Annotated in this window: 17 protein-coding genes; 5 read left to right on the top strand and 12 right to left on the bottom strand. The window is 51.3% G+C overall.

Annotation, left to right across the window (positions count from 1 at the left end):
• Positions 1-22: 22 nt before the first annotated feature.
• Genes BMY11_RS03835 through BMY11_RS03820 form a run of 4 tightly spaced genes read left to right on the top strand, consistent with a single transcriptional unit; the run spans position 23 to position 3,782 of the window.
• Positions 23-751: a response regulator transcription factor gene (locus BMY11_RS03835; RefSeq protein WP_090573119.1), complete on the top strand. Its 729-nt coding sequence runs from the start codon at positions 23-25 to the stop codon at positions 749-751.
• Positions 738-1,604, top strand: a complete 867-nt coding sequence (locus BMY11_RS03830; protein ID WP_090573118.1) for a class I SAM-dependent methyltransferase — start codon at positions 738-740, stop codon at positions 1,602-1,604. The genes BMY11_RS03835 and BMY11_RS03830 overlap by 14 nt, the downstream gene beginning before the upstream one ends.
• 1 nt (position 1,605) lies before the next feature.
• Positions 1,606-2,382, top strand: coding sequence for an RluA family pseudouridine synthase (locus tag BMY11_RS03825; RefSeq protein WP_371262752.1), 777 nt, complete (start codon positions 1,606-1,608; stop codon positions 2,380-2,382).
• Entirely contained in the window at positions 2,379-3,782 is a 1,404-nt protein-coding gene (locus BMY11_RS03820; RefSeq protein WP_090573117.1) for a CapA family protein, read from the top strand. The genes BMY11_RS03825 and BMY11_RS03820 overlap by 4 nt, the downstream gene beginning before the upstream one ends.
• 399 nt (positions 3,783-4,181) lie before the next feature.
• Here BMY11_RS03820 and BMY11_RS03815 read toward each other — a convergent pair whose 3' ends face one another.
• Positions 4,182-4,589, bottom strand: a complete 408-nt coding sequence (locus BMY11_RS03815; protein WP_090573520.1) for a MarR family winged helix-turn-helix transcriptional regulator — start codon at positions 4,587-4,589, stop codon at positions 4,182-4,184.
• Positions 4,590-4,831: 242 nt separating this feature from the next.
• On the opposite strand from BMY11_RS03815, the gene BMY11_RS28705 reads away from it, so the two are divergent.
• Complete coding sequence (locus BMY11_RS28705; RefSeq protein ID WP_177182478.1) at positions 4,832-4,999, top strand: hypothetical protein; 168 nt, start codon at positions 4,832-4,834, stop codon at positions 4,997-4,999.
• Between the two features lie 51 nt (positions 5,000-5,050).
• Here the strand turns inward: BMY11_RS28705 and gyrA are convergent, their stop codons facing one another.
• The 11 genes from gyrA to nth form a co-directional block, all read right to left on the bottom strand.
• Positions 5,051-7,504 carry a DNA gyrase subunit A gene (gyrA, locus tag BMY11_RS03810; RefSeq protein ID WP_090573116.1) on the bottom strand — a complete coding sequence of 818 codons (2,454 nt, stop codon included), beginning with the start codon at positions 7,502-7,504 and terminating at the stop codon, positions 5,051-5,053.
• Positions 7,505-7,535: 31 nt separating this feature from the next.
• Positions 7,536-9,509 (bottom strand): DNA topoisomerase IV subunit B, encoded by a 1,974-nt coding sequence (gene parE / locus BMY11_RS03805; protein ID WP_090573115.1) that lies wholly within the window; start codon positions 9,507-9,509, stop codon positions 7,536-7,538.
• Positions 9,510-9,581: 72 nt separating this feature from the next.
• Positions 9,582-10,568: an ABC transporter permease gene (locus tag BMY11_RS03800; protein ID WP_090573114.1), complete on the bottom strand. Its 987-nt coding sequence runs from the start codon at positions 10,566-10,568 to the stop codon at positions 9,582-9,584.
• Positions 10,561-11,535: an ABC transporter ATP-binding protein gene (locus BMY11_RS03795; RefSeq protein WP_090573113.1), complete on the bottom strand. Its 975-nt coding sequence runs from the start codon at positions 11,533-11,535 to the stop codon at positions 10,561-10,563. Before BMY11_RS03795 ends, BMY11_RS03800 begins: the two co-directional genes overlap by 8 nt.
• Positions 11,536-11,547: 12 nt before the next feature.
• Positions 11,548-12,378 carry a GDSL-type esterase/lipase family protein gene (locus BMY11_RS03790; protein ID WP_090573112.1) on the bottom strand — a complete coding sequence of 277 codons (831 nt, stop codon included), beginning with the start codon at positions 12,376-12,378 and terminating at the stop codon, positions 11,548-11,550.
• A 277-nt stretch (positions 12,379-12,655) separates the two neighbouring features.
• Positions 12,656-13,834, bottom strand: a complete 1,179-nt coding sequence (purT, locus tag BMY11_RS03785) for a formate-dependent phosphoribosylglycinamide formyltransferase (RefSeq protein ID WP_090573111.1) — start codon at positions 13,832-13,834, stop codon at positions 12,656-12,658.
• Positions 13,835-13,902: 68 nt separating this feature from the next.
• Entirely contained in the window at positions 13,903-15,741 is a 1,839-nt protein-coding gene (locus tag BMY11_RS03780; RefSeq protein ID WP_090573110.1) for an ABC transporter ATP-binding protein, read from the bottom strand.
• Entirely contained in the window at positions 15,738-17,516 is a 1,779-nt protein-coding gene (locus BMY11_RS03775) for an ABC transporter ATP-binding protein (RefSeq protein WP_090573109.1), read from the bottom strand. The genes BMY11_RS03780 and BMY11_RS03775 overlap by 4 nt, the downstream gene beginning before the upstream one ends.
• Before the next feature lie 512 nt (positions 17,517-18,028).
• Entirely contained in the window at positions 18,029-21,706 is a 3,678-nt protein-coding gene (locus BMY11_RS03770) for a dynamin family protein (RefSeq protein WP_090573108.1), read from the bottom strand.
• 280 nt (positions 21,707-21,986) lie between these two features.
• A complete protein-coding gene (locus BMY11_RS03765; RefSeq protein ID WP_090573107.1) occupies positions 21,987-22,253 on the bottom strand; it encodes an NAD/NADP transhydrogenase alpha subunit in 267 nt (88 codons plus the stop codon).
• A gap of 51 nt (positions 22,254-22,304) precedes the next feature.
• Positions 22,305-22,952: an endonuclease III gene (gene nth / locus BMY11_RS03760; RefSeq protein ID WP_090573519.1), complete on the bottom strand. Its 648-nt coding sequence runs from the start codon at positions 22,950-22,952 to the stop codon at positions 22,305-22,307.
• Positions 22,953-23,054 lie beyond the last annotated feature (102 nt).

The following is a 23,054-nucleotide window of genomic DNA, read 5'->3' as shown; positions in this document are numbered from 1 at the left end:
GGAAGAGGGGGAAGAAACGAAGATGAGTGGGAGCAAAATATTAGTTGTAGACGATGAAGCTGACATTACCGAGCTCATAACGCTTTATATGGAACGCGAAGGCTACGCTGTACATACAACAGACAACGGTGAAGATGCCGTCCACATGGCGGAATCTATCTCTCCGGACATGATTTTGCTCGATATTTCGCTCAAGCATTTGGATGGGTACGAGGTTTGTAAGCAAATACGTACCGTTTCCAACGTTCCCATATTGTTTATTAGCTGCATGAGCGACGATACTGACATTATACATGGTCTTACGGTAGGCGGCGACGATTATATGACCAAGCCGTTCAGCCCTAGCCAGCTCGTCGCGCGCGTGAAAGCACATCTGCGCCGCCAATCGGTCAATGAGCAACGTTCAATCGAGCGTATGACCGGAGAGGTGCTGCAGCTTGATGGCCTTGTGATCGACCTGCCGGCACGAACTGTCCATGTGAGGGATAAGGAAGTGTTCCTCTCCGCTAAGGAGTTTGAGCTTCTCGTTCGACTCGCTAAGACGCCGAATCGCGCTTTTGCACTAGACGACCTGTATACGATCGTTTGGGGCCATGACAGTATGGGTGATACACGCACTCTGATGGTGCATATCAGCAATCTTCGCAAAAAAATCGAGCCCGATCCTGCAAACCCGATCTACATTGTAACGGTACGGGGTGTAGGCTACAAATTTAACGTCAAGGAAGGAAATCTTCATGTACAACGCTGACTTATGGAAAGACTACGAGCTTCTCGATACGGGAGACGGAGAAAAATTAGAACGATGGGGCCGCTACGTCTTACGCAGACCGGACCCTCAAGTTATTTGGCCGATTGCCAATGAGAATGAACAATGGAAGACGGCTGACGGCCATTATCACCGTAGCTCCTCAGGCGGCGGCGAATGGGAATTCCGCACGAAAATGCCGGAACGTTGGACAGTTGAGTACGGTGAGCTGAAATTTCATATTAAACCTACGAGCTTTAAGCACACGGGCTTGTTCCCCGAGCAAGCTGTAAACTGGACGTGGATGATGGACAAGATCCGGAATGCAGGTCGTCCGATCCGTGTGTTGAATCTGTTCGCGTACACAGGCGGCGCAACTGTCGCTGCTGCTGCTGCTGGAGCTGAGGTATGTCACGTCGATGCGGCTAAAGGTATGGTACAGTGGGCAAAAGAAAACGCTGAGCTGTCAGGCCTTGCATCCGCTCCAATTCGTTACATTACGGATGATGTATTCAAATTCGTCCAGCGCGAAGAGCGCCGCGGCAAGAAATATGATGCGATCATTATGGATCCGCCTTCTTACGGACGCGGACCAAACGGCGAGATGTGGAAGCTGGAGACGAATCTCTTCCCGTTCTTGGATTTCTGTACGACGATTCTGTCGGAGGATCCGCTGTTTGTGCTGGTTAACTCCTATACGACTGGTCTATCCCCTACTGTACTGCATAACATGCTGCATATGACGGTGGGCCGCAAGTTTGAGGGCTCGATTCATTGTGGGGAGATTGGATTGCCGATTACGGAATCCGGCCTTACACTCCCATGCGGCATCCTTGGCCGCTGGGAGGGCAAGTAAGATGACAATGGACAAGGAAGCGGGAAAAGGCCTGGAGCACGGCCCTGAACCGCTCCTGCCAGTTCTCTACGAAGATAACCATCTACTCGCCGTAATTAAACCGCCTGGGATACTATCCCAAGCCGATGATACCGGTGAGCCGGATATGGTGACGCTGCTCAAGGAAGACTTGAAGGCGCGCTACGGGAAGCCTGGCAATGTCTTTGTCGGACTTGTACATCGCTTGGATCGGCCAGTCGGCGGCGCGATGCTGTTTGCGAAGACTTCCAAGGCAGCAGGACGTTTGTCAGAGTCGGTTCGCAGCCGTTCTTTTGATAAGCTGTACGTTGCAGTTGTACATGGAACGCCAGAAGCTTCGTCAGGGCGTTTGCGGCATTTTCTACGTAAAGATGCGGGACGAAATATCGTCACTGTTCATACGAAGCAGGTGCAGGATGCCAAAGAAGCGATTCTCGACTATGCGGTTGTCGCGAAGCACGGCGCCTTCTCTCTCGTTGCTGTGAAGCTGCTGACTGGACGCTCGCATCAGATACGCGCCCAAATGTCGGCGATTGGCTGTCCTCTCGTATACGACCGCAAGTACGGCGCTCCTGCGGTGCAGGGCGAGCAAGACATTGCCTTATGGTCCGCCATGGTCGGCGTGTCACACCCTGTTACGAAGGAGTGGCTGACGTTGCATGCTGCCCCACCGAAGACGGAGCCTTGGAGCCGATTCAGCGACGCGGATTACGCTCGAGCGCGAACGATACTGCCGCAGAAAGGAACTGACGGCTCATGACCAAACAAGCTCGATGGTTGTGGCTGCCGCTGCTCATCTTGCTGCTCTGCAGCTGTGGCAATGAACCATCGGTTAATGATGGACTTTCGAATAAACCTGATTCTGGTGTGACTAACACGACGGGTAACTCAGGGAATGATCCGGCTGCGAATGGGGATGGTGGAACTGGGGATGGTTCGGCTGCGCCGGATTCGTCGTCGAATGATACACCGTCGCAGAACGGTGATGATGGAACTGGGGATGGCACCGCTGCTCCTGATTCGTCGTCAAATGGATCTTCTTCAGGTGAAGGATCGGCGAACTCCGAGACTCCCCCTCCATCAGAGCCGGAGCCTTCAGCCGATGCGACATGGATAGCCGTTGGCGATATTATGATGCACATGCCTCAGCTTCCTGGTGCGTACAGTGAGAAGACGAAGATGTATAACTTCAACTCGTTCTTCACGGCGGTTAAGCCGATTTTGGAACAGGGAGATTGGTCCTTGGCGAATTTGGAGACGCCGATTGGCGGCAAGTCGCTTGGCTACTCCGGCTATCCGAGGTTCAACGCCCCGACCGAGCTCGGTGATGCGCTCAAGTATGCCGGCTTCACAACGGTCACGAATGCAAACAACCATGCGCTCGACCGTGGTGCCAAAGGCATTTCGCTGACGCTGGCGAAGCTTGAGAAGCTCGGCTTTGATATTAAAGGCACTGCTCGTTCGAAGACAGAATCCGAACGGATAACCATCGTGGAGCGCAAAGGCATTAAGATGGGGCTGCTCGCGTACACGTACGGGACGAATGGAATTCCTCTTCCGAAGGATCAACCATACGCTGTTTCACTGATTGACGAAACGAAGATGCTGCAGGACATTAAGAAGGTCCGCGCTGCAGGAGCAGACTTCATCACAGTGGTCCTCCACTTTGGCACCGAGTACCAAACTGCGCCGAATGATACGCAGAAGAATCTGGCGCGCAAGCTAATCGCCGCTGGCGCCGATATCATTGCTGGTTCTCATCCGCACGTTGTCCAGCCCTATGAGATGGTCGAGGCCGCTCAGCCAGATGGCACCGTGCACAAGGGACTCATTATTTATTCGATGGGAAATTTCATTTCCAGTCAGCAAGGCAAGTCGAAGGACTATGGCGTGATCTACAAGGTTCATATTCACAAAGACGGGCCGTCCAAGCAAACGACGATCACGGATGTTGAAGCGATCCCGACCTGGGTCCACCGCGGCACCACGCGCGGCATCAGCAAATTCTCCGTCGTCCCGCTGAAACAAACCATAGACTCCAAATCGCTCAAAGACTTGACCTCTGCCGATTACCGCAGCTTATCCAGCATGTACAGCCAACTGACCAAGCGCATCCACGCGATGTCAGGCAAGCTGTTAAAGCTGCCTGCTGCCGGGTAATTCGGTGGTCAATGAGATTATCAAAACCTCCAGCTTAGCGTAAAGCTGGAGGTTTCTTTGTTGTTTAGCTGGAAACAAACCACTGGCACTCACAAGCGTCGTCCTTCAATGAGAGAGGGTTTTCCCTCTCTCATCTTCATTACTTCACTCTCCAATGCTGAACGTAAATGCAGACTCTCAGATTATTGGTCACGATAGGCAAGGCTCGATCCTTCTCGCCATCACGAGAGCACATATATGTTCTCTCAGCACCAAACTAACGCTTTTCTCCCGCTGAGAGCACGCATGCGTTCTCTCAGCATCAAAATAATGGAATGTTACTCGGTCTCGGCGCAGAGCCCCCCTCAACACAAAAACAGCAGCGCAAGATCACTCCTGCGCTGCTGTCATACCATATGTTTATGAGTTAGCTACTTTTCCAAGCAAATATACCAGTAATTGCTGATTGTGTGACGAGATCCGGTCCAGTGCCTCGGTAATGTAGGCGTCGCGGATTGCTACGCCGCGCACGGTCTCGACTTGTCCTTTCTCGGTCGTCGTTACCCACACGATGCGGCGGTCGCTCTCATCGCGATTACGCACGACGAGTCCGCCCCGCTCCATCCGGTCCAGCAGCGTCGTAATCGCGGCAGGTGTTGTCTCCAAATACACTAGCAAATCAGACGGTTTCATCGGTTGATGCTGCTTGAGCAACTCCAGCACGCTGAGCTGACCTTCTGTTAAATTCGGCGCCAGCGCTTCCTCGAGATGCGATTTCCATTCCTTCGTCATCTTCATCCACAACCGGGCAAATTCCGTAGAAACGATTGTCTCCACCTGCTTTCTGTACGAGTATCCTTAGCTTAATTATAGCATGTCATATTGTCGAATATAAGGTTAACCCAGTTAATATTTTGTCTCATTAATCGCCTCAAAAGAGAACCATTTGACAGCTTTAGACATACATTGGTGCTATAGGCTGTTGTACCGGCTCGAATTTAGCCACACCTGCATCACCTGAGGAAGCCTGTTTTGCTTTTAAGCAAAACGTTAAAGGAGCGTGACCAATTATGGATGAGCGCAAAGCTGAACTCGTACGTAAATTAGCGGATCTCGGCATAAAAAAAGACCCAAGATGGCTGGATCGACTAGATGAACCTGCGCCATTATGGGTCGTGCTTGATCTTATTATGCAGATGGTAGAACGTAAGGAACCACCACATCTGCCATTCGACTAAACTAAATTAACTTTACTTTACTTTACTTTACGTATCTTTACTGTACTTATCTTAACCTTCCCGCGTCAACTCAGAGCGAACAAACAATGAAATAAGTACATCTTTCTTATCTACTGGTGCGAGCGCACGTCCTGTTGACTTGCGATCATCAATCGGCGCTTTCTCCGTAGATACGATGGTATTCGTCCCCGACGAAGAAATAAGGACAAGCTCACGCGCTTCCTTGCAGTGCAATCCGCCAATAAGCTCATTGCCGTTCGTACGAACGCCTTTGCCAACCTTGAACTCGAACGTCGCAACCCCTTTACCGCCGCGTCCTTGGATCGGATAATCCAGCAGCAGTGACCGCTTCGCAAAGCCAAGCTCGCTTATGACAAGCACTTCTCCTTCATCTCCCAGAACACGTTCTGCCGCGATTAGCTCGTCGCCATCTTTCATCACAATGCCTCGAACACCTGCCGCAACACGTCCCATCGGATTCACTTCATTCTCAGGGAAACGAATGCTTAGGCCGTTCTTCGTGATGAGCAGCAATTCCATACTATTGTCACTCGTCAGAACACGTAATACCTCGTCGCCGTCCGCTACTTTCACGGCCGCGATTGCAGTTGAACGCGTCGATTTGTACTCCTTCAGCTCCGTACGTTTCACCTGACCGCGACGTGTGACGAACACGAGCGATTGATTCATCGCTTCGAAATCCTTCACAGGGAAGACGCTTATTATGCTGTCATCTTTAGGCAGCGGCACCACGTTGACGACGGCTGTACCTGTATCCTTCCACTTGAACTCTGGAATCTGGTGAACAGGCAGCTGATAATACTGGCCTTTGCGTGTAAAGAGCAGCAGCTGGTCAATGGTGTTCACGTCGAGCAGCGTGCGAATGACGTCACCTTCTTTAACGCCAGCGTTATTAAGCTCACCGCCGGAACGCGTGAAGGACAGCTTCGAAGTCCGTTTAATGTAGCCTTCTTGGCTCAGCGTCACGAACACATCTTCAGCTGGTACCATCACCTCAAGGTTAACCTTCAGCTCTTCAATCTCGCCTTGAATATCGGAGCGGCGGTCAATGCCGAATTTCTCACGGATTTCAAGAAGCTCTTCCCGAATAACGCCTGTCAGCTTCTTATCGCTCCCCAGGATGGAGTTGAGGTAAGCGATCTTCTTCTGGATTTCCTTCAATTCCTTCTCAATCGAAGTAATCTCCAGATTCGTCAGACGGTACAATTGGAGTGTTAGAATCGCATCAGCTTGACGCTCGGTGAACGTGAACTTTGCTACCAAGTTATTCTGCGCATCTTGGCGATTCTTGGAAGCTTTAATTGTCGCAATGACTTCATCTAGCAAATTAAGAGCCTTCGCAAGCCCTTCCAGCACATGCGCACGATCTTCTGCCTTCTCAAGCTCATATTGGGAGCGGTGTGTAACCACTTCCCGCTGATGTGCGATATAAGCGCTCAGCATTTCTTTCAGACCGAGCTGCTTCGGCGTCTTATTGACAATCGCAACCATGTTGAAGCTGTAGGCCACTTGAAGGTCGGTTTTCTTCAGCAGAAACGCTAAGATCCCCGTTGCATCCGCATCCTTCTTTAGCTCAACGACAATGCGCAGACCGTTACGACCGCTTTCATCGCGCACCTCAGCGATGCCTTCAACCTTTTTCTCAATACGAATGTTCTCCATTGCAGTAACGAGACGCGACTTAACGACCTGGAACGGGATCTGCGTAATGACGATTTGCTGGCGTCCGCCCTTCAAATCTTCAATTGTCGACTTAGAACGGTGGTAGATCCGGCCTTTACCGCTCGTGTACGCATCCCGAATGCCTTCTTCGCCCATAATGAGGCCGCCTGTCGGGAAGTCGGGCCCTTTCACAATGGACATCAGCTGTGCAAGCTCAATGTCCGGGTTCTCCATCATGGCGTTACATGCATCAATAACTTCTCTCAAGTTATGAGGCGGAATTTCTGTTGCGAAACCGGACGAGATCCCGCTTACCCCGTTCACAAGCAGGTTTGGATAACGGGACGGCAGTACGACTGGTTCCTTCGTTGTATTATCGAAATTGTCTTTGAATAAGACCGTTCTCTTCTCAATATCGCGAAGCAGCTCCATCGCAATTGGCGACAAGCGTGCTTCCGTATAACGCATTGCTGCTGCCGGGTCGTCATCGATCGAACCCCAGTTACCGTGGCCGTCAATGAGCATATGCGCCAATTTCCAAGGCTGCGCCATGCGCACCATACCCTCGTAGATCGAAGAATCGCCGTGCGGATGGTAGTTACCCATAACGTCGCCGACAGTCTTCGCTGATTTGCGGTAGCCTTTATCAGGCGTGTTGCCTGCATCATACATGGCGTACAGAATACGCCGCTGCACCGGTTTCAGCCCGTCGCGAACGTCGGGAATGGCGCGGTCTTGAATAATATATTTGGAATAGCGTCCGAAGCGGTCGCCAACAACCTCTTCCAGAAACGCGGGCAAAAACTGTTCTAACATACTCATGCCCTTACTCTCCTAAAAAGTTTTTGTGAATCTACTCTACATATTCAGTGAAATCAACGTTCTCCACGATCCAGCGCTTACGTGGGTCAACCTTATCGCCCATAAGCGTCGATACGCGGCGTTCCGCTTTCGCGGCATCCTCGATCTGAACCTGCAGTAGCGTACGCGTCTCCGAGTTCATCGTCGTCTCCCACAGCTGCTCTGGATTCATCTCGCCAAGTCCTTTGTACCGCTGAAGCTCGAAGTTTTTGCCGAACTCCTTCAAGTAGTTTTGCAGCTGCTCATCGGTCCAAGCGTAACGTACCGTTTCCAGCTTGCCGGATTTACGAGTAATCTTATAAAGCGGCGGCTGTGCGATGAAGACACGTCCTAGATCGATCAGCGGCTTCATGTAGCGGTAGAAGAAAGTCAGAAGCAGCACTTGAATATGCGCACCGTCCGTATCCGCATCAGTCATAATGATGATTTTGCTATAGTTACACGATTCCGCATCAAATTCTGGGCCAATACCGGCTCCGATTGCTGCGATAACCGCCTTATATTCATCGTTTTTCAATATATCAAGCAGCTTCGCCTTCTCCGGATTCATCGGCTTGCCCTTTAGCGGCAGAATCGCCTGATACTTCGAATCGCGGCCTTGCTTCGCCGAACCGCCCGCAGAGTCTCCCTCTACAATAAACAACTCCGTGCGCGTAACGTCCTTCGACTGCGCAGGCGTTAGCTTGCCGCCGAGATTGGAGCTCTCACTCTTCTTCCTGCCGCTGCGAATTTCATCGCGGGCTTTACGCGCCGCTTCGCGAGCTTTCGAAGCTTGCACGGCTTTCTTCAGCAGCATCTGCGCCACTTGCGGGTTCTCCTCGAGGAACACCTGCATTTTGTCCGAAACAATCGCATCAACTACACTTCGCGCCGAAGCGCTGCCGAGCTGGTCCTTCGTCTGTCCGACGAACTCAACCTCACCCATCTTAACGTTGACAACCGCCATCATGCCTTCGCGCAGATCGTTACCGTCTAGATTCTTCTCTTTCTCCTTCAAGAGGCTGTTCTTGCGCGCGTAATCGTTCATGACTCTTGTGTACGCTGTCTTGAAGCCTGTTTCATGCGTACCGCCGCCGCGCGTTGGAATCGAGTTAACGAAGGAAGCCATCGTTTCTGTATAACCATCGTTATATTGAAGCGCAACCTCCAACTCAATTTCATCCTTCTCGCCAATAAAATGAATGACATCGTGAAGCACCGTTTTGTCCTCGTTCAGAAACTGGACAAACTGGCTCGCGCCGCCTTCATAGTGGAATTGATCCTCTTTGCCGCTGCGGCTGTCATTCACCGTCACTTTAAGGCCCGAGTTCAGAAAAGCAATCTCTTGCAAGCGCTCGGACAGCGTATCATAGTTGATCGAAATATTACCGTGGAACACACGCACGTCCGGCTTGAACGTCACCTTCGTACCCGTACGGTTCGTATTGCCGATGACTTCAAGACCTGTCACTGACTCGCCGACATGCTCCTTGCCTTTATCATCAACCCAATATTCGAAGCGTTGCTTATGGATTTTGCCATCTCGGTAAATTTCAACTTCCAGCCACTCGGAAAGCGCGTTCGTTACCGAAGCGCCAACGCCGTGAAGTCCGCCGGACTTCTTGTATCCGTTGCCGCCAAATTTACCGCCTGCATGCAGCATCGTAAACACAACCTGAGGCGTCGGAATGCCGGTTTTATGCATCCCCGTCGGAATGCCACGTCCGTTATCGCGAACGGTAATCGAACCGTCTTTATGTATCGTCACATCAATCGCGGAACAGAACTTCGCGAGATGCTCGTCCACCGCGTTATCGACAATCTCCCAGACGAGATGATGCAGGCCGGATGTGCTCGTGCTGCCGATATACATACCGGGACGTTTGCGGACTGCGGTCAGTCCTTCCAGCACCTGAATGTCGTCTGCATCATAATTGCTAGCAGCCGAATTCGTTTCGCCTGTAAACAGATTGATCTGCTCAGTCATAGGCTCCTCCTCTATAATCTTCATGCTATCTTTTAACGCCTTACTCGCATTCGCTCTTCACTTCAAGCAATTCTAATTCATGATGTCCTGTTTCGTAAATACACGGAATGAGACGAACAGTCCCGCAGCCGCCCAAATCGCAAGGATCAGCAGTGAAAAAGAAAGTGTCATACCTTGTATCGGTGGCGGAGAGCCTGCCAAATAGTCGGTAAGCTGCAAATTGACCGCGAAAATATATTTAGCGCTCTCCCAGGAGGAGGACATACTCGACAAAATCGTCCCTGCGATAATCGCTGCCATCATCGTTACAATGCTTGCGGCTGTGCTTCGAACGAGTACGGACACCATCAGCGCCAGAATCGCGACTGTCATCGACGATACCCAGATGAGTCCGCCTTCCATAAGCACGAAGAGCCATTGCGGTACGGCATGCACATAAGTGCTTTCTACGCTCGAGCCGTTAATAACGAAGCCAGTGAAGACTGGCATCTGCCAGCCGCCATAGCCAAATACTGCGCCTGATATAAGATAACAGAGAATGGCGCTCGCGACAACGGTTAAAGAAACATAAAAGGTGAGCGCGATGAGCTTGCTAAACAAGATCTTCCATCTTCGGACAGGTCTTGTTAGCAACATCTTGATCGTCCCCGTTGACCGTTCACCCGAGACAAGGTCCGATGCAACGGCAAGAACGAGCAGTGGATAGAACAACGTTACCGCATTCGACATGAAGCTGCGCGTGAACGTAACGCCATTCGGCGAATTCGGATTGACATCATGATCCAGATAGTATTGGAGCTGCTGAACCGCAATTCGACGTTGACGCTTCCACTCCTCCGGAATCCGGTCGCTTGAGAGCATGTTCTGGTATTCATTAATTTGTTGAACGAGCTGATTGCGCCAATCGTTGAAATTCTTCTGATTTGTTTGCGCAATCTTCATTTGAGCATACGTAAAAATCGGAATAAGAACGAGAAGCACGAGAACGACTACGAAAAACCGTTTCTTCTTCCATACCTTGAGCGTCTCATTCTGAATGAGCGGGAGCAGACTATCCAATGCTTTCACCCTCCGTCATTTGCAAAAATAACTCTTCCAGCGTTGGTGCAACCTTCTGCACTGACAGGACACCGATGCCTGAGTGGACTGCCTTCTCAACAATCGCGGCGATCCGGTCTATATTCATCGTCGTAATAATAGGATCCGTCAAGCCTGCAATAATGTTCTCATCAATGTGGTGCTCGTCATGGCCGATTATCTTCAATCCTGGCTCACCGATCAGCAGCTGTCTGCCGGCTTCCGACTGATCGAACTGCCAAAGCACGTAATTGCCCGCTTGACCTACCAGCTCGTCGACTGTGCCGACTGCCAGCACCTCGCCATGACTAATGATCGCAACCCGGTCGCACATAAGCTGGATTTCGCTTAGCAAATGGCTGGAGATGAACAAGCTCATCCCTTGATCCGCCAGCATTCGCACGAACTCGCGCAGCTCCTTAATTCCCTTCGGATCAAGCCCGTTCGTCGGTTCATCGAGAATGAGCAGCTTCGGACGCCCAAGCAGAGCCTGCGCGATGCCGAGGCGCTGTCGCATACCTAGTGAGTAAGTCTTCACTTTATCGTGAATACGCTGCTGCATGCTAACGATACCGACAACCTCAGCAATTCGCTTCTCATCAATACCCTTTTGCATCCGGGCAAAATGCTCCAGGTTCTCCCATCCGGTCATATAGCTGTAAACCTCGGGATTTTCAACGATACAGCCAATATTTCTCAGCGCTTGCTCTGGGTCTCGCTGCACATCATGACCGCATATGCGAATGACGCCGGATGTCGGTTTAATAAGATCAACGAGCATACGGATCGTCGTTGTCTTCCCCGAACCGTTCGGACCGAGGAAGCCGAAGATCTCACCCTGTCTGACGTCGAAAGAAACATTCTTAATAATCATTTTACCGCTAATCCGCTTCTTCACATCCTGAACGGAAAGCACGACATCATCAGTTGCTGCTGCACTTGTGCGCATAGGCTTGCTCTCCTATTCGAGCGATTGTACGATTCGCTCCGCGATTTGCCCATAACCGTCATGGTTGGGATGAAAATGATCATTCGATAAATAGGTACCGATCGTCCGCTCGAATAGATCAAACGTCGGAACCATCGTCATATTCGGATATTGATGCATAATGGCATACGCTTCTTCATTCCACTTCTGTACTTGCAGGCTGCCATCGCGCAATTCTTGAAGATCGAAGAACGGATTATAAAGGCCGGCATAGACGACTTGCGCGTTCGGATTAATGTCATGCAGCAGCCCCACAACCTTCGTAAATCGTTCAATCCCTTTCGGCAGCTCAGCTTTCACATGATCAAGGCTAATATCGCCTGTCGCTTGATTCGAGGATTGACCGGACGCAATTTGAAACAAGTCATTGCCGCCTATCGTGAAGATTATTAAATTCGCTTGCTGCAGCGCGTAGCGATAGCCTTTATCCGTGTTAAGCAAATGCGCTAGCTGATCCGCGCGTAGCCCGTTCAGAGCCAAGTTGTTGCCAAGCTTGACAGGTATTGACGGATATTTGGCCTTCAACAAACCGACCACCTGCTTCACATAACCTTGCCCTGTTGAATCGCCCGTCCCTTTCGTCAAGGAGTCGCCAATTGCAGCTACTGTGATCTGTTTGCTTTGGCTTAATGAGGACTGTTTACTCGGAGCAGGCTCGGCAGCTTGGTCACCCTCGTATGTAGATGCTACAGGCGCAATCATATCCTTGACGGCATAGCCGAAGCCGGCCAGCAGCACGACGGTCGATACTAAAGCACTTATGCCAATCGACCGCCATAGTACATTCGATGTTGACCTTGTCATCGCGGCATCATCTCCTCTCTCTTTTTCTACAAGCTTAATCATTCGTCAAGTGTATACGGCTGTCGCCGTCATTTCGGCAAAAGCTTACGTTTCGCAGAGACATTATAGAAAATTGTATAATTGAAAATTTCAAATTCAATAATGTTAAAAAACTCGTTTTCTTTTTAAAGTAATGCTTTCGGGATCAATTTGCAAATTTCACCAGAGAAACAGCTATAAAAGTCGTACGAGTAGAAACAAAAGAGCCAGCGCCTCAGCGCCAGCCCTCTTCAAGCCATTATTCGTAGGAAATGCTCAGCTGCTCAGCCGCTTTCTTCGCCAGCTTTCGTGCTTCATCGCAGGAACCCGCAGAGCTCATCGCTACCGCCATTCGGCGGCCCGGCTTCGTCACCGGCTTGCCGAAGACGCGCACTTGTGTATTAGGCAGCGCAAGCGCCTCGTTTAAACCGCCAATACGGAAGTTCTCGGAATCGCGGTCCGCCTTGAGCGTATACGTCGCGCCAGGCGTCAATAGGCGAATTGTCGGTACTGGGAAGCCAAGAATCGCACGCGCGTGCAACGCAAATTCAGACAGATCCTGCGTCACCATCGTAACCATGCCTGTATCATGCGGACGCGGGGATACTTCACTGAACAGTACGCCTTCCTTTGTCAGGAACAGCTCCACGCCATAGATACCATAACCGCCCAGCTCGTCCGTCACAGCGCGAGCAATAGTCTGCGCTTCTTCGATTTGCTGCTGCGTCATCTCATGCGGCTGCCACGATTCGATGTAATCGCCGTCCTTCTGCACATGTCCAATCGGCGCACAGAACGTCGTGCCGGATGATGAGCGAACGGTCAACAGCGTAATTTCCGAGTCAAAATGAATAAAGCCTTCGACGATTACGCGTTGTTTCTTGGCACGTCCGCCATCCATCGCATATTGCCAGCAGCTCTCTGTATCAGCCTCCGTCTTGCAGACGCTCTGCCCTTTACCGGACGAGCTCATAATCGGCTTAATGACGCATGGCGTGCCGAGCTCCGCAACGGCAGCTTTAAGCTCCTCAAGCGTATCTGCGAAACGGTATGGAGCTGTTGGCAGCTGCAACGTCTCAGCAGCGAGACGACGAATACCTTCGCGGTCCATCGTGAGCAGCGCAGCACGTGCAGTCGGAATGACACGGAAGCCTTCTTGCTCCAGCTCGACAAGCGCACTTGTCGCGATCGCTTCGATCTCTGGAACGATAAAATCCGGTTTCTCCTTCTCAATGAGGTCGCGGAGCGCAGTTGAATCAAGCATGTCGATGACATAAGAACGGTGCGCAACCTGCATCGCAGGCGCATTGTCGTATCGATCTACAGCGATTGTCTCGATGCCGAGGCGCTGCGCTTCAATAACTACTTCCTTGCCGAGCTCACCGGAGCCAAGCAGCATAATCTTGCGAGCGTTAGAAGATAGCGGTGATCCATACATAAAAGGAAAGAACCTCCCGGAAGAATGTTTTCTTCCATTGTGGAGGTTCTCTCGCGAAAAATCAAGAATTATGCCGATAAAAAGCGGTACTGCGCTTCGATGAGCCCATTATAGGTGCCCTGCTGGCGAATCAGCTCATCATGGCTGCCTTGCTCAACAATTTGACCGTGATCGAGCACGACGATGCGGTCTGCATTACGGATTGTAGATAGGCGATGAGCCACAATGAAGGACGTACGGCCCTTCAACAGCTTCTTTAGCGCTTCCTGAATCTTCAGCTCCGTCTCCGTATCGATACTCGCTGTCGCTTCATCGAGAATGAGTACCCGAGGATCTGCAAGCAATGCGCGTGCAAAGGATAAGAGCTGACGCTGCCCCATCGAGAGGCTGTTGCCGCGCTCCTGCACCTCGGTGTCGTAACCATCTGGCAAGCTCATGATGAAATCATGTGCATCGACTGCCGTTGCTGCTTTCACAATTTCATCATCTGTTGCACCAAGCCGCCCGAATCGAATATTTTCACGAATCGTACCTGAGAAAATAAACGTATCCTGCAGCACGACGCCGACCTGTGAGCGCAAGCTCTCGATGCTTACGTTACGAATGTCGATACCGTCGATGCGCACAGCACCTTGAACCGGATCGTAGAACCGGCAGAGCAGGTTCATAATCGTACTCTTGCCGGAGCCGGTGTGGCCGACAAGTGCGATTGTCTGGCCTGCCTGCACATCAAGACTGATGCCGCGAAGCGCCGGCCGCCCCTTCTCATACTCGAAGATGATCGAATCGAAGGACACGTCCCCGCGAATCCGCGGAAGCTCTGCCGCGTCTTCAAGCTCGCCCACCGTCGGCTCCTCATCAATAAATTCAAAGATCCGCTCGGAGGATGCCATTGCAATGAGCAGCTGAGCGTACATTTGACCCAGACGGTTGATTGGGTCCCAGAAGTTGCCCACATAGTTCGCGAAACCGACCAGCACACCGACTGTAATCTCGTCGGCTTCGATGAGATGTGCGCCGTACCAGAACAGAATAAGCGTACCGACTGCTGACGTAACTTCTATAATTGGACCGAACATTTGGTTCATCGCCGAAGCTTTATTCCACGCTTTAATATTCGTACCATTAACGCTCGTGAAGAAGCTGAAATTCGCTTTCTCCTGCGTATAGGCTTGGGTTACGCGCATCCCTTGAATACTCTCGTTCAGATGGGCGTTAATCCTCGATTGCTTCATCCGCACGTCCTGCCATGCAAAGCGGATCCGTTTGCGAAGTTTCGTCGAGATGACGAACATAAGCGGAACGGTAATCATAATCGCAAGACCAAGCTTCCAGTTCCAGAGAAGCAGGATGATGACGATACCGACAAGCTGAACACAATCCATCAGCAAGTTGACGACACCGTTCGTAAACAGATCCTGCAGCGCGTTAACATCGTTTGTTACACGAACGAGAACAGAGCCTGCCGGACGTTTATCGAAGAAACGGAACGATAACTTCTGAATATGTTTGAACAAATCTGCCCGCAGATCATAAATGACCTGCTGCCCAATTATATTCGTATACTTAATCCGGTACGTGTTAGCTGCCCATTGAATAATATACAGAGCAAACATCAAACCAGCATACAAATACAGCTTCGAAAGACTCGTATCTCCGTTCTTCGGCTGAATCGCTTGGTCGATCGCCATAATAATAATGGCTGGAATTGCGAGCCGCGTTAGCGTGCCGAGCACCATCGTAATGATGATGACCGGCAGCAATTGCTTGCGGTATGGCTTCATATAGGTGAACAGCCTTGCTACCTGAGCCCAGTTAAACGGTTTCTCAATCGCCTCGTCATCCTTATAGATAAACCGTTCATGGCTCGCGCGCGGCTGCCCTTTCTGCTGCTGCTGCTCACTCACTGTGCGACCCTTCTTTCTACTTGCAAATTCGGATTAGCAGTGCTAGGACGGTCTGCATATTGAATGTTGTACGTATCCAGATACGGTCCTTCTTGCGCGATCAGCTGCTCATGCTGACCTCGCTGCACAACATTTCCTTTATCAAGGACGATAATTTCGTTAGCGTGACGCAGCGATGAGATCCGGTGCGCAATAATGAACGTTGTGCGTCCCGCCATAAGCTCACTGAAGCCGGCTTGAATTTCATGCTCCGTCTCCATATCAACAGCGCTCGTCGCATCATCGAGAATGAGGATGCGCGGGTTTTTGATCAGAGCACGCGCAATCGCGATCCGCTGCTTCTGACCGCCTGAGAGTCCCATTCCCCGTTCGCCGACAATCGTGTCGTAGCCTTCAGGCAATTCCATAATAAAGTCATGCGCTTTCGCAAGCTTCGCCGCTTTGATGATGTCGTCCATGCTTACATTCTTCATTGCGTAAGCGATGTTGTCCCGGATGGAGCAAGAGAACAGGAATGTCTCTTGGAAGACAGTGGCGATCTGCGAACGTAAGCTTTCAATCGAGATGTCGCGGATATCCGTACCATCGAGCGTAATCGAGCCAGTCTTCACATTATAAGCACGCATGAGCAGCTGAATAATGGTCGATTTGCCTGAACCTGTAGCCCCAAGCAGACCGATAACCATGCCCGGCTTCGCATCCAGGTTGACGTTCGTAATTGCAGCCGCTTTGTCCGCGAAGTTAAATGTGACGTCACGAAATTCGACATGTCCATTAACGTTCTTGTCATCCAGGACGATTGACGATTCTACATCTTTCACATGTACATACTCGTTCAATAGCTCAATTAGACGTTCGCCGGATGCTTTGGATTGCGTAAAGTTGTTGATGAGGAAGCCCATCGACCACATCGGTCCGATGATGTACCACAACATACTGAAAAACGCGACCATTTGCCCAAGCGTAATGGATTCCCGGATAACGAGCGTACCGCCTGCTACGAGCAGGATGACCGCACACAGCGAGGAGAGGAGCTCCATAACCGGAAAATACTTGCCCCAAAGTCCCGAAGCAGCGATCTGATTCTGTTTGTACGAGTCGCTGCGAGTCGAAAACTTATCCATCTCGAACGATTCACGGGCGAAAGACTTTACGGTACGAACGCCAGTAATGTTCTCCTGAACAGCCGTCGTCAGATGGCTCATCGCTTGGCGCATTTCGCGGAATGCCGGATGAATAAGCTTCTCGAACTTCAACGCGACGAGTACGAGAACTGGCATCGTAATAAGCGTAATGAGCGTTAGCTGCCAATGAATCGAGAACATCATTGATGCTCCGAAGACAACCATAAGTACCATGTTGAAAATTTGCGCAAAGCCGAAGGCGATGAAGTTACGGACTGCTTCCAGATCAGCTGTAAGACGAGACATCAAGTCACCGGTCTTCGCCGTGTCATAGTACTGGAAAGATAGCGATTGCAACTTCGTGTAACATGCGTTGCGCAGTCGGAACGCGACCCTGTTTCCGAGCCGTCCGCCGAAGAGACCGCTCAAGAATTGTAGACAGCCTTTAAGTGTTACGACCCCTACTACGGTTAGAGAAAGTGCTGGCACGAGCTTAAAATCTCTTGGCTTGATGACGTCGTCGATCAGAATTCTGAGCAAATTCGGATACACAAGCCCCAGCGCGGTGGCACAGATCAAACAGAAGATTGAAGCAAACAGGTTCTTCCGTTCGACCCAATAAAACTCTTTTAGTTGCCTAAAGACGTCCAATGGGTAACCCACTCCCTACAGCGTTTTTGCCTTTTTTTATGAATATGAGTGAATATTAACAGCATGAGTCCGGTACGGCAAACAGAGTGCAGGGGCATATAGTTGACAATTTTCGCTTTCTCTTCCATCTCGATCAAAAGTAAGGGGGTATTCTCCTAAATCGTCTGAAATCACCCTACAAAGGTCCGTAATGCTCCGTTTTTGCACATTTGCCCGCGTTTTTGCATGATTTCATCATATAAAAATAAAGAAGCTTATACACGAATGATGCACTTTCGTGTATAAGCTTCTTTTTGTTTATTTATACAGTAATGAACAGATAAAAATAGTTAAAAGTAATTTAGAACTGTAAAGAACAGTAAAGAACAGTAAAGAACTGTGAAGAGCAATTAAGAACTGTGAAGAACAGTAAAAAACGTTATATTGCTAGCAGTTCTGCTTAGACGCTATAAAGAATTAAAAAGCGTTTTATTGTTAGCAATTCAGCTTAGATGCTGCAAAGATAAATAGCGTTATATGGCTAGCAATTCAGCATAGACGCTGCGCAGCGCTTCCAGGTTCGCATTGTCCGACATCGAGCTCAGCTTGCCTTCACTGAAGGAGCTAATGTCCTGCTGCAGCGCTGACTCGCAGCTATTCATTGCCTGCTGCCACAGCTGCGCATATCGCTCGCTCCAGTCGGCTTCTGCTTCACTAATCCAGCTTTGCAGAGGCGCCGCAAGCTCGTTCTCTAGCAAGGAACGAAGCGCTGCCTTGCCTTCACCTTCGAAGAAATGGCGCGGTGACTTGAACTTACTCCAGAGCAGCTTCATGTCGATGTTCCTTGCTTGCCAAGCCATGCGCTCCTCTGGCGTCGCAATCTCAAGCGGCTTAAAGCCGGAAGGCGAGAAGCCAGGAAGCAGCTGTGCCGATTCTTCCGCCGTATCCGCAGCTTTCTTAGCTGCAAGCTTATTCAGCGCATTATCGAGACGAAGCGATGTCGCTTCAAGTTCCTGCGCAAGCTCAATTTGCAGCAAACGCTGCAGCTCAAGCCAGCAAGTGAGCATTGCTTTCTTCAAATCCCGGCCATCGTCTTGCAGGACAGAAGGGTTGAAGGCGAAGTTGTAATGGTCACCGAAACGAAGCTGCACACGTTGTAGTACGTAGAAGAGAAGTTCCTTCAGCTCCTGCTGCAGCTGCTGATTGTTCGGCGATTCGGCAATTGCCGCTGCCAATGCGCGGGCTTCGTCTGCGCTTGCTTGCAGCGCAGCACGTGCCTGCTCACGAGAGAGAGCATCGCCAGAAGCAGCTTCAAGCCAGTTCGCAATTGTACGGCGAGCGCGCTCAAGCTCTTGCTCGGCTGAGCCTACCGCAAGGGCGCCGAGATCATTCTGCGTGAAGCTGAGGAATGAATCTTCGAAAGCGCTAATGCCGGATGAGGCAACGAGCGCCGCATTGCCGCTCTGCTTGCCATCCAGCGCATCCAGGCTGGATACCGGGAACATCCGCGGGAAGCGAATGCCATGCTGCTGCAGGTTGCGCTCTACGTGCGTAAGCACATCGTCGCGTTCCTGCTCGCTTGCAGCGAGGTCAGCCGCATTGACGATAAAGAACATTTTATCAAGTTCGAATTGGTCCTTCACACGGCCCAGTTGCATAAGGAACTGGCGGTCCGCTTGCGAGAACGCGTGGTTATAGTAAGTCACGAACAGAATCGCATCTGCATTCTTAATGTAGTTGAACGCAACGCCCGTATGCCGGGCATTGACCGAATCCGCCCCTGGCGTATCAACAAGGACAATGCCTTGCGCGGTGAGCGGATTGCGATGATGAAGCTCAATCTCGCTGACGTAGCAGGAACGAGACTCATCCGCTACATAGCTGCGGTACTCTTCTCCGCTGACAGCTAACTGCTGACCGAGCAGTGCTTCATGCGCAGCCCAGCCCTTGGCAGCCGCCTTCAGGAAGCTGTAATGTGGTCTACCGCCAGCATGCACGGCATCCGGCGTCAGCTTCACAATCGCTTGCAGCAGAGCAGCATCGCTAAGTGATTGTGCATCTTCGCCAAGCAACTCTAGCGAATAGCGCAGGTCATCGAGCATCGCTTGGCGAGATTTCATAAGCACGGTTGCCGTGCCATGCGGATGTGCCTCCGTAGGTGCTACGATCCGGTTAACCGCCGCCGTCGTCGGGTTCGGCGACACTGGTAGTACGGCATCTCCAAGCAGCGCATTCGCGAGCGACGATTTGCCCGCGCTGAACGCGCCGAACAGCGCGATCGTGAAGCGGCTGCTGCGCAGCCGCTCAGCTTTGTCGCGCATGCCGGCGACTGTCGTGGCAAGCGATGGCTGCGCCGCCAGCAATTCGGCGGCGCGCGTTAGCCGCTCCGCGGCTTGGCGCTGCGGCGCGAGCGCGTGCGGCGCCGCGGCGTCTGCGTCTGCGGCGAGGTCCGCCGCCGCAGACGCGGCTGCCGCTTCGCGGGCGAGCGCGGCTGCGCCAGTGCCAGCGGCGGCTTCGCCGTCCGCCGCTGGCACTGCGCCAGGGGCGCGAAGCGCCCCGCTGCCGAGAGCCGCTGTCTGCGGCTTCGGCAGCTCAGGGCGCGGCGGCGCCGGAGGCAGCAGCGCCGCCAGCCGCGCGAGATGCGCAGCCGCGCGATGTTCGAGCGCGGCCAGCTGCGCGAGCGCGCCGGCTTGCTGCGCAAGCTCAGCAAGCCGCGCGCGAAGCGGCGCAGCGGCAGCTTCGCCAGCCGCTGCAGCACGTTTAGCAAGCGCATCGATCCATTCGAGCGCGCGCTTGCGGAAGAGCCCTTTCACTTCCGCGGCTAAATCGCGGCTGTATGTCATCGTATATTCATTGCCGAACACGGCTCCGGTATTCACAAGCTTCACAAGGAGCTCTGGCATAAGTAAGCCGCTGAACTGGCTCTTTAGCTCTTGCTCAAGCGACTCATCACGCCAGCCGATCGCATCTGCGGCTTTGCGCAGCACATCAAGGACATGCCACTCAATCCCGGCGCGAACGCGATCGTCGATATCCTCGAAGAACGCATTCAAACGACGCTCCTGCTCCGCCGCTGTCTTCGCGCCTGCGAATAGCAGCCCTGCTTTAAAGCCTGGCTTACGACTTTCAAGGAAAGTGTGCGCCAAGTCCCTTGTCGGAGCAGGTGTTATGTTCGCATTATCTAGAATGCTCTGGATTTCAAGCCGCAGCTTCGTCTTCAGCCCTTCGCTCTCCGCAGCAAATACGCGCAGTTCTTCTTCAAGCCCCGCGATTTCATCGCGAAGGCGATCTGCTTCGCCTTCACCGCCTGCTTCAGCTACGAGGCGCTCACGCTCCGCCTCCGTTGCTTCTTCCATATACTTGCCATGCATTCGAACGACATAGCGAGCTGATGCGTCAACACTGCCAACCGCAAGCGGCCCGCGAATCGCAGCAAGCGACTCAAACAAGCCTTCAAGCGCTGTCAACTCCGAATGTGGATGATTCGGCTCGCGCAGAGACAGATAAATAATGCCACTCGGCTCCAAGTGCCAGTTGCTGAACGCTTCGTCAACACTTTGCTTGTATGCTTCAAATGAAAGCTCTCGCTCCCGATGTTTGTCAATTTGATTTACGATCAAATAGAGCGGCTTTCCCCACTCTTTCAATTGCTTCGCGAACGTGAAATTAATTTCCGATTGGACATGGTTATAATCCATCACATAAAAAACGACGTCTGCCAAATGGAGCGCCGATTCGGTCGCCATCCGGTGCGCGTCGTCAGTTGAGTCAATTCCCGGCGTGTCTAGCAGCACCGTATGTGTGCCAAGACGCGGGATCGGATAGGACAAGCTGACGGATAGCACCGTTTCCCCGTCCTTGCAATACGCATTCACTTGATCAACCGGAACTTCAATCGTCTGTTCTTCGCCCGCGACCAGCTTCTTGATCGTCGCTTTCGCATCACCATTTACGATGCTGACGACGTTCGCGCTCGTTGGAATCGGACTCGATGGCAGCAACTGAGTGCCGCACAGCCGATTGACGAGTGTTGATTTCCCTGCTGAGAAATGCCCGCAGAAAGCGACAGTCAACTGACCGTTCCCCAGCTTTTCTCGCAGCTCCAGCAGTCTTGCCGCATCCGCTTTATCCCCTTGCTCTGCCATAATCGGCGCTATCTCAGCAAGCGAACTATCTAGCGAATGAGCGGCTTTCTCAATCGTTTGGCTCATTTCTCTCTCTCTCCCTATCTTCATCCCATTGATCATGTCATTATACAGCATAATGCAAGTGTAAACGGCTGTCGACCGTCATTACGGCAAAAGCTTACGTTTCTCGGTGACATTATAGAATTTCATACAAGTAAAACATATAAATTCTTTGATGTGAACAAAAGGACCACAAGAAGAACAAACCTTTGCTCTAGGGCGGCATTTTCCATCACCGCTCGAACTTAGCTTCATTCCCTGTGACCCTTTCGCTTTGCCCTACTAATCAATTACACTTCTACTCTTATACCAATTGAACGGCTGGCACGCAAATTTCAAACACTTCACCGTGCTGGAGAATCGTAATGTTACGCTCTTTCTCCTTCATGACGACACATTCCGGTTTCAATCTCATACGTTCAATATATTGATCAGGCACGTCGCCTGCGCCGCTTACTGTAACGCCTTCCACAATAATTTCTTCATTCTCAGCTGGAGGTGACTCCATAATTTGCTCGTAAATGTCAGAGAATAGAGCAAAATCTTTCGTGTATACGGAGATGCATTTCATTGTTCAATCATCCTTCTCATTTAATTAGTTAGTTGTGGTGATCCGCAAACTCTACTTAGCTTTTCGGTTTAAGGCAAGTTTCATACGTCCTTTGCCTTCTTTGCAATGTTCTGCCACCGGACAGACCTCGCATTGCGGATTCTGAGCTTTGCAGTGATACCGACCGAAGAAAATAAGCCGATGATGCGTCTCCGTCCAAAGCTCGCGCGGAATAAGCTTCATCAATTTCTTCTCGACTTCAAGCACGCTATCATCGCTCTTAGCGAATCCAAGTCGCTTAGAAACACGCTCGACATGTGTATCTACTGCAATCGCTGGTACGCCAAACGCATTGGAAACAACGACATTTGCTGTTTTGCGCCCGACACCAGGCAGCTTAGTCAGCTGCTCATGCTTCTCTGGCACTTCGCCATCATGCTCATCAATTAAAATCTGGCACAATTTCTGGATGAACAGCGCTTTATTGCGGAATAGACCTATTCGCTTTATGTCATTCTGTAGCTCTTCGAGCGGCACGGACAAATAATCCGCCGGCGTCTGATATTTCTGAAACAGATCTACCGTTACTTTGTTGACTGTTTCATCCGTACACTGGGCGGACAATAGGACAGCGATCGTAAGCTCGAACGGATTGCGGTGATTGAGTTCACAATGGGCATCCGGAAACATCTCGCCAATGACATGCAAAAAATGATCCATCTTCTCTTTCGCCTTCAACCGATTACTCACTCCTATTTAGACCATTGCCCTAAAGTGTAGCGAATAATGTCGCATTAATCAACCGCTAACACGCGTCAACAA

The sequence above is a fragment of the Paenibacillus sp. OV219 genome (genome assembly GCF_900110075.1).
In the GTDB taxonomy this organism is placed as follows: Bacteria; Bacillota; Bacilli; order Paenibacillales; family Paenibacillaceae; genus Paenibacillus_Z.
The sequence above is the reverse complement of the archived record's forward strand: the minus strand, read 5'-3'. Positions and strand labels throughout refer to the sequence as shown.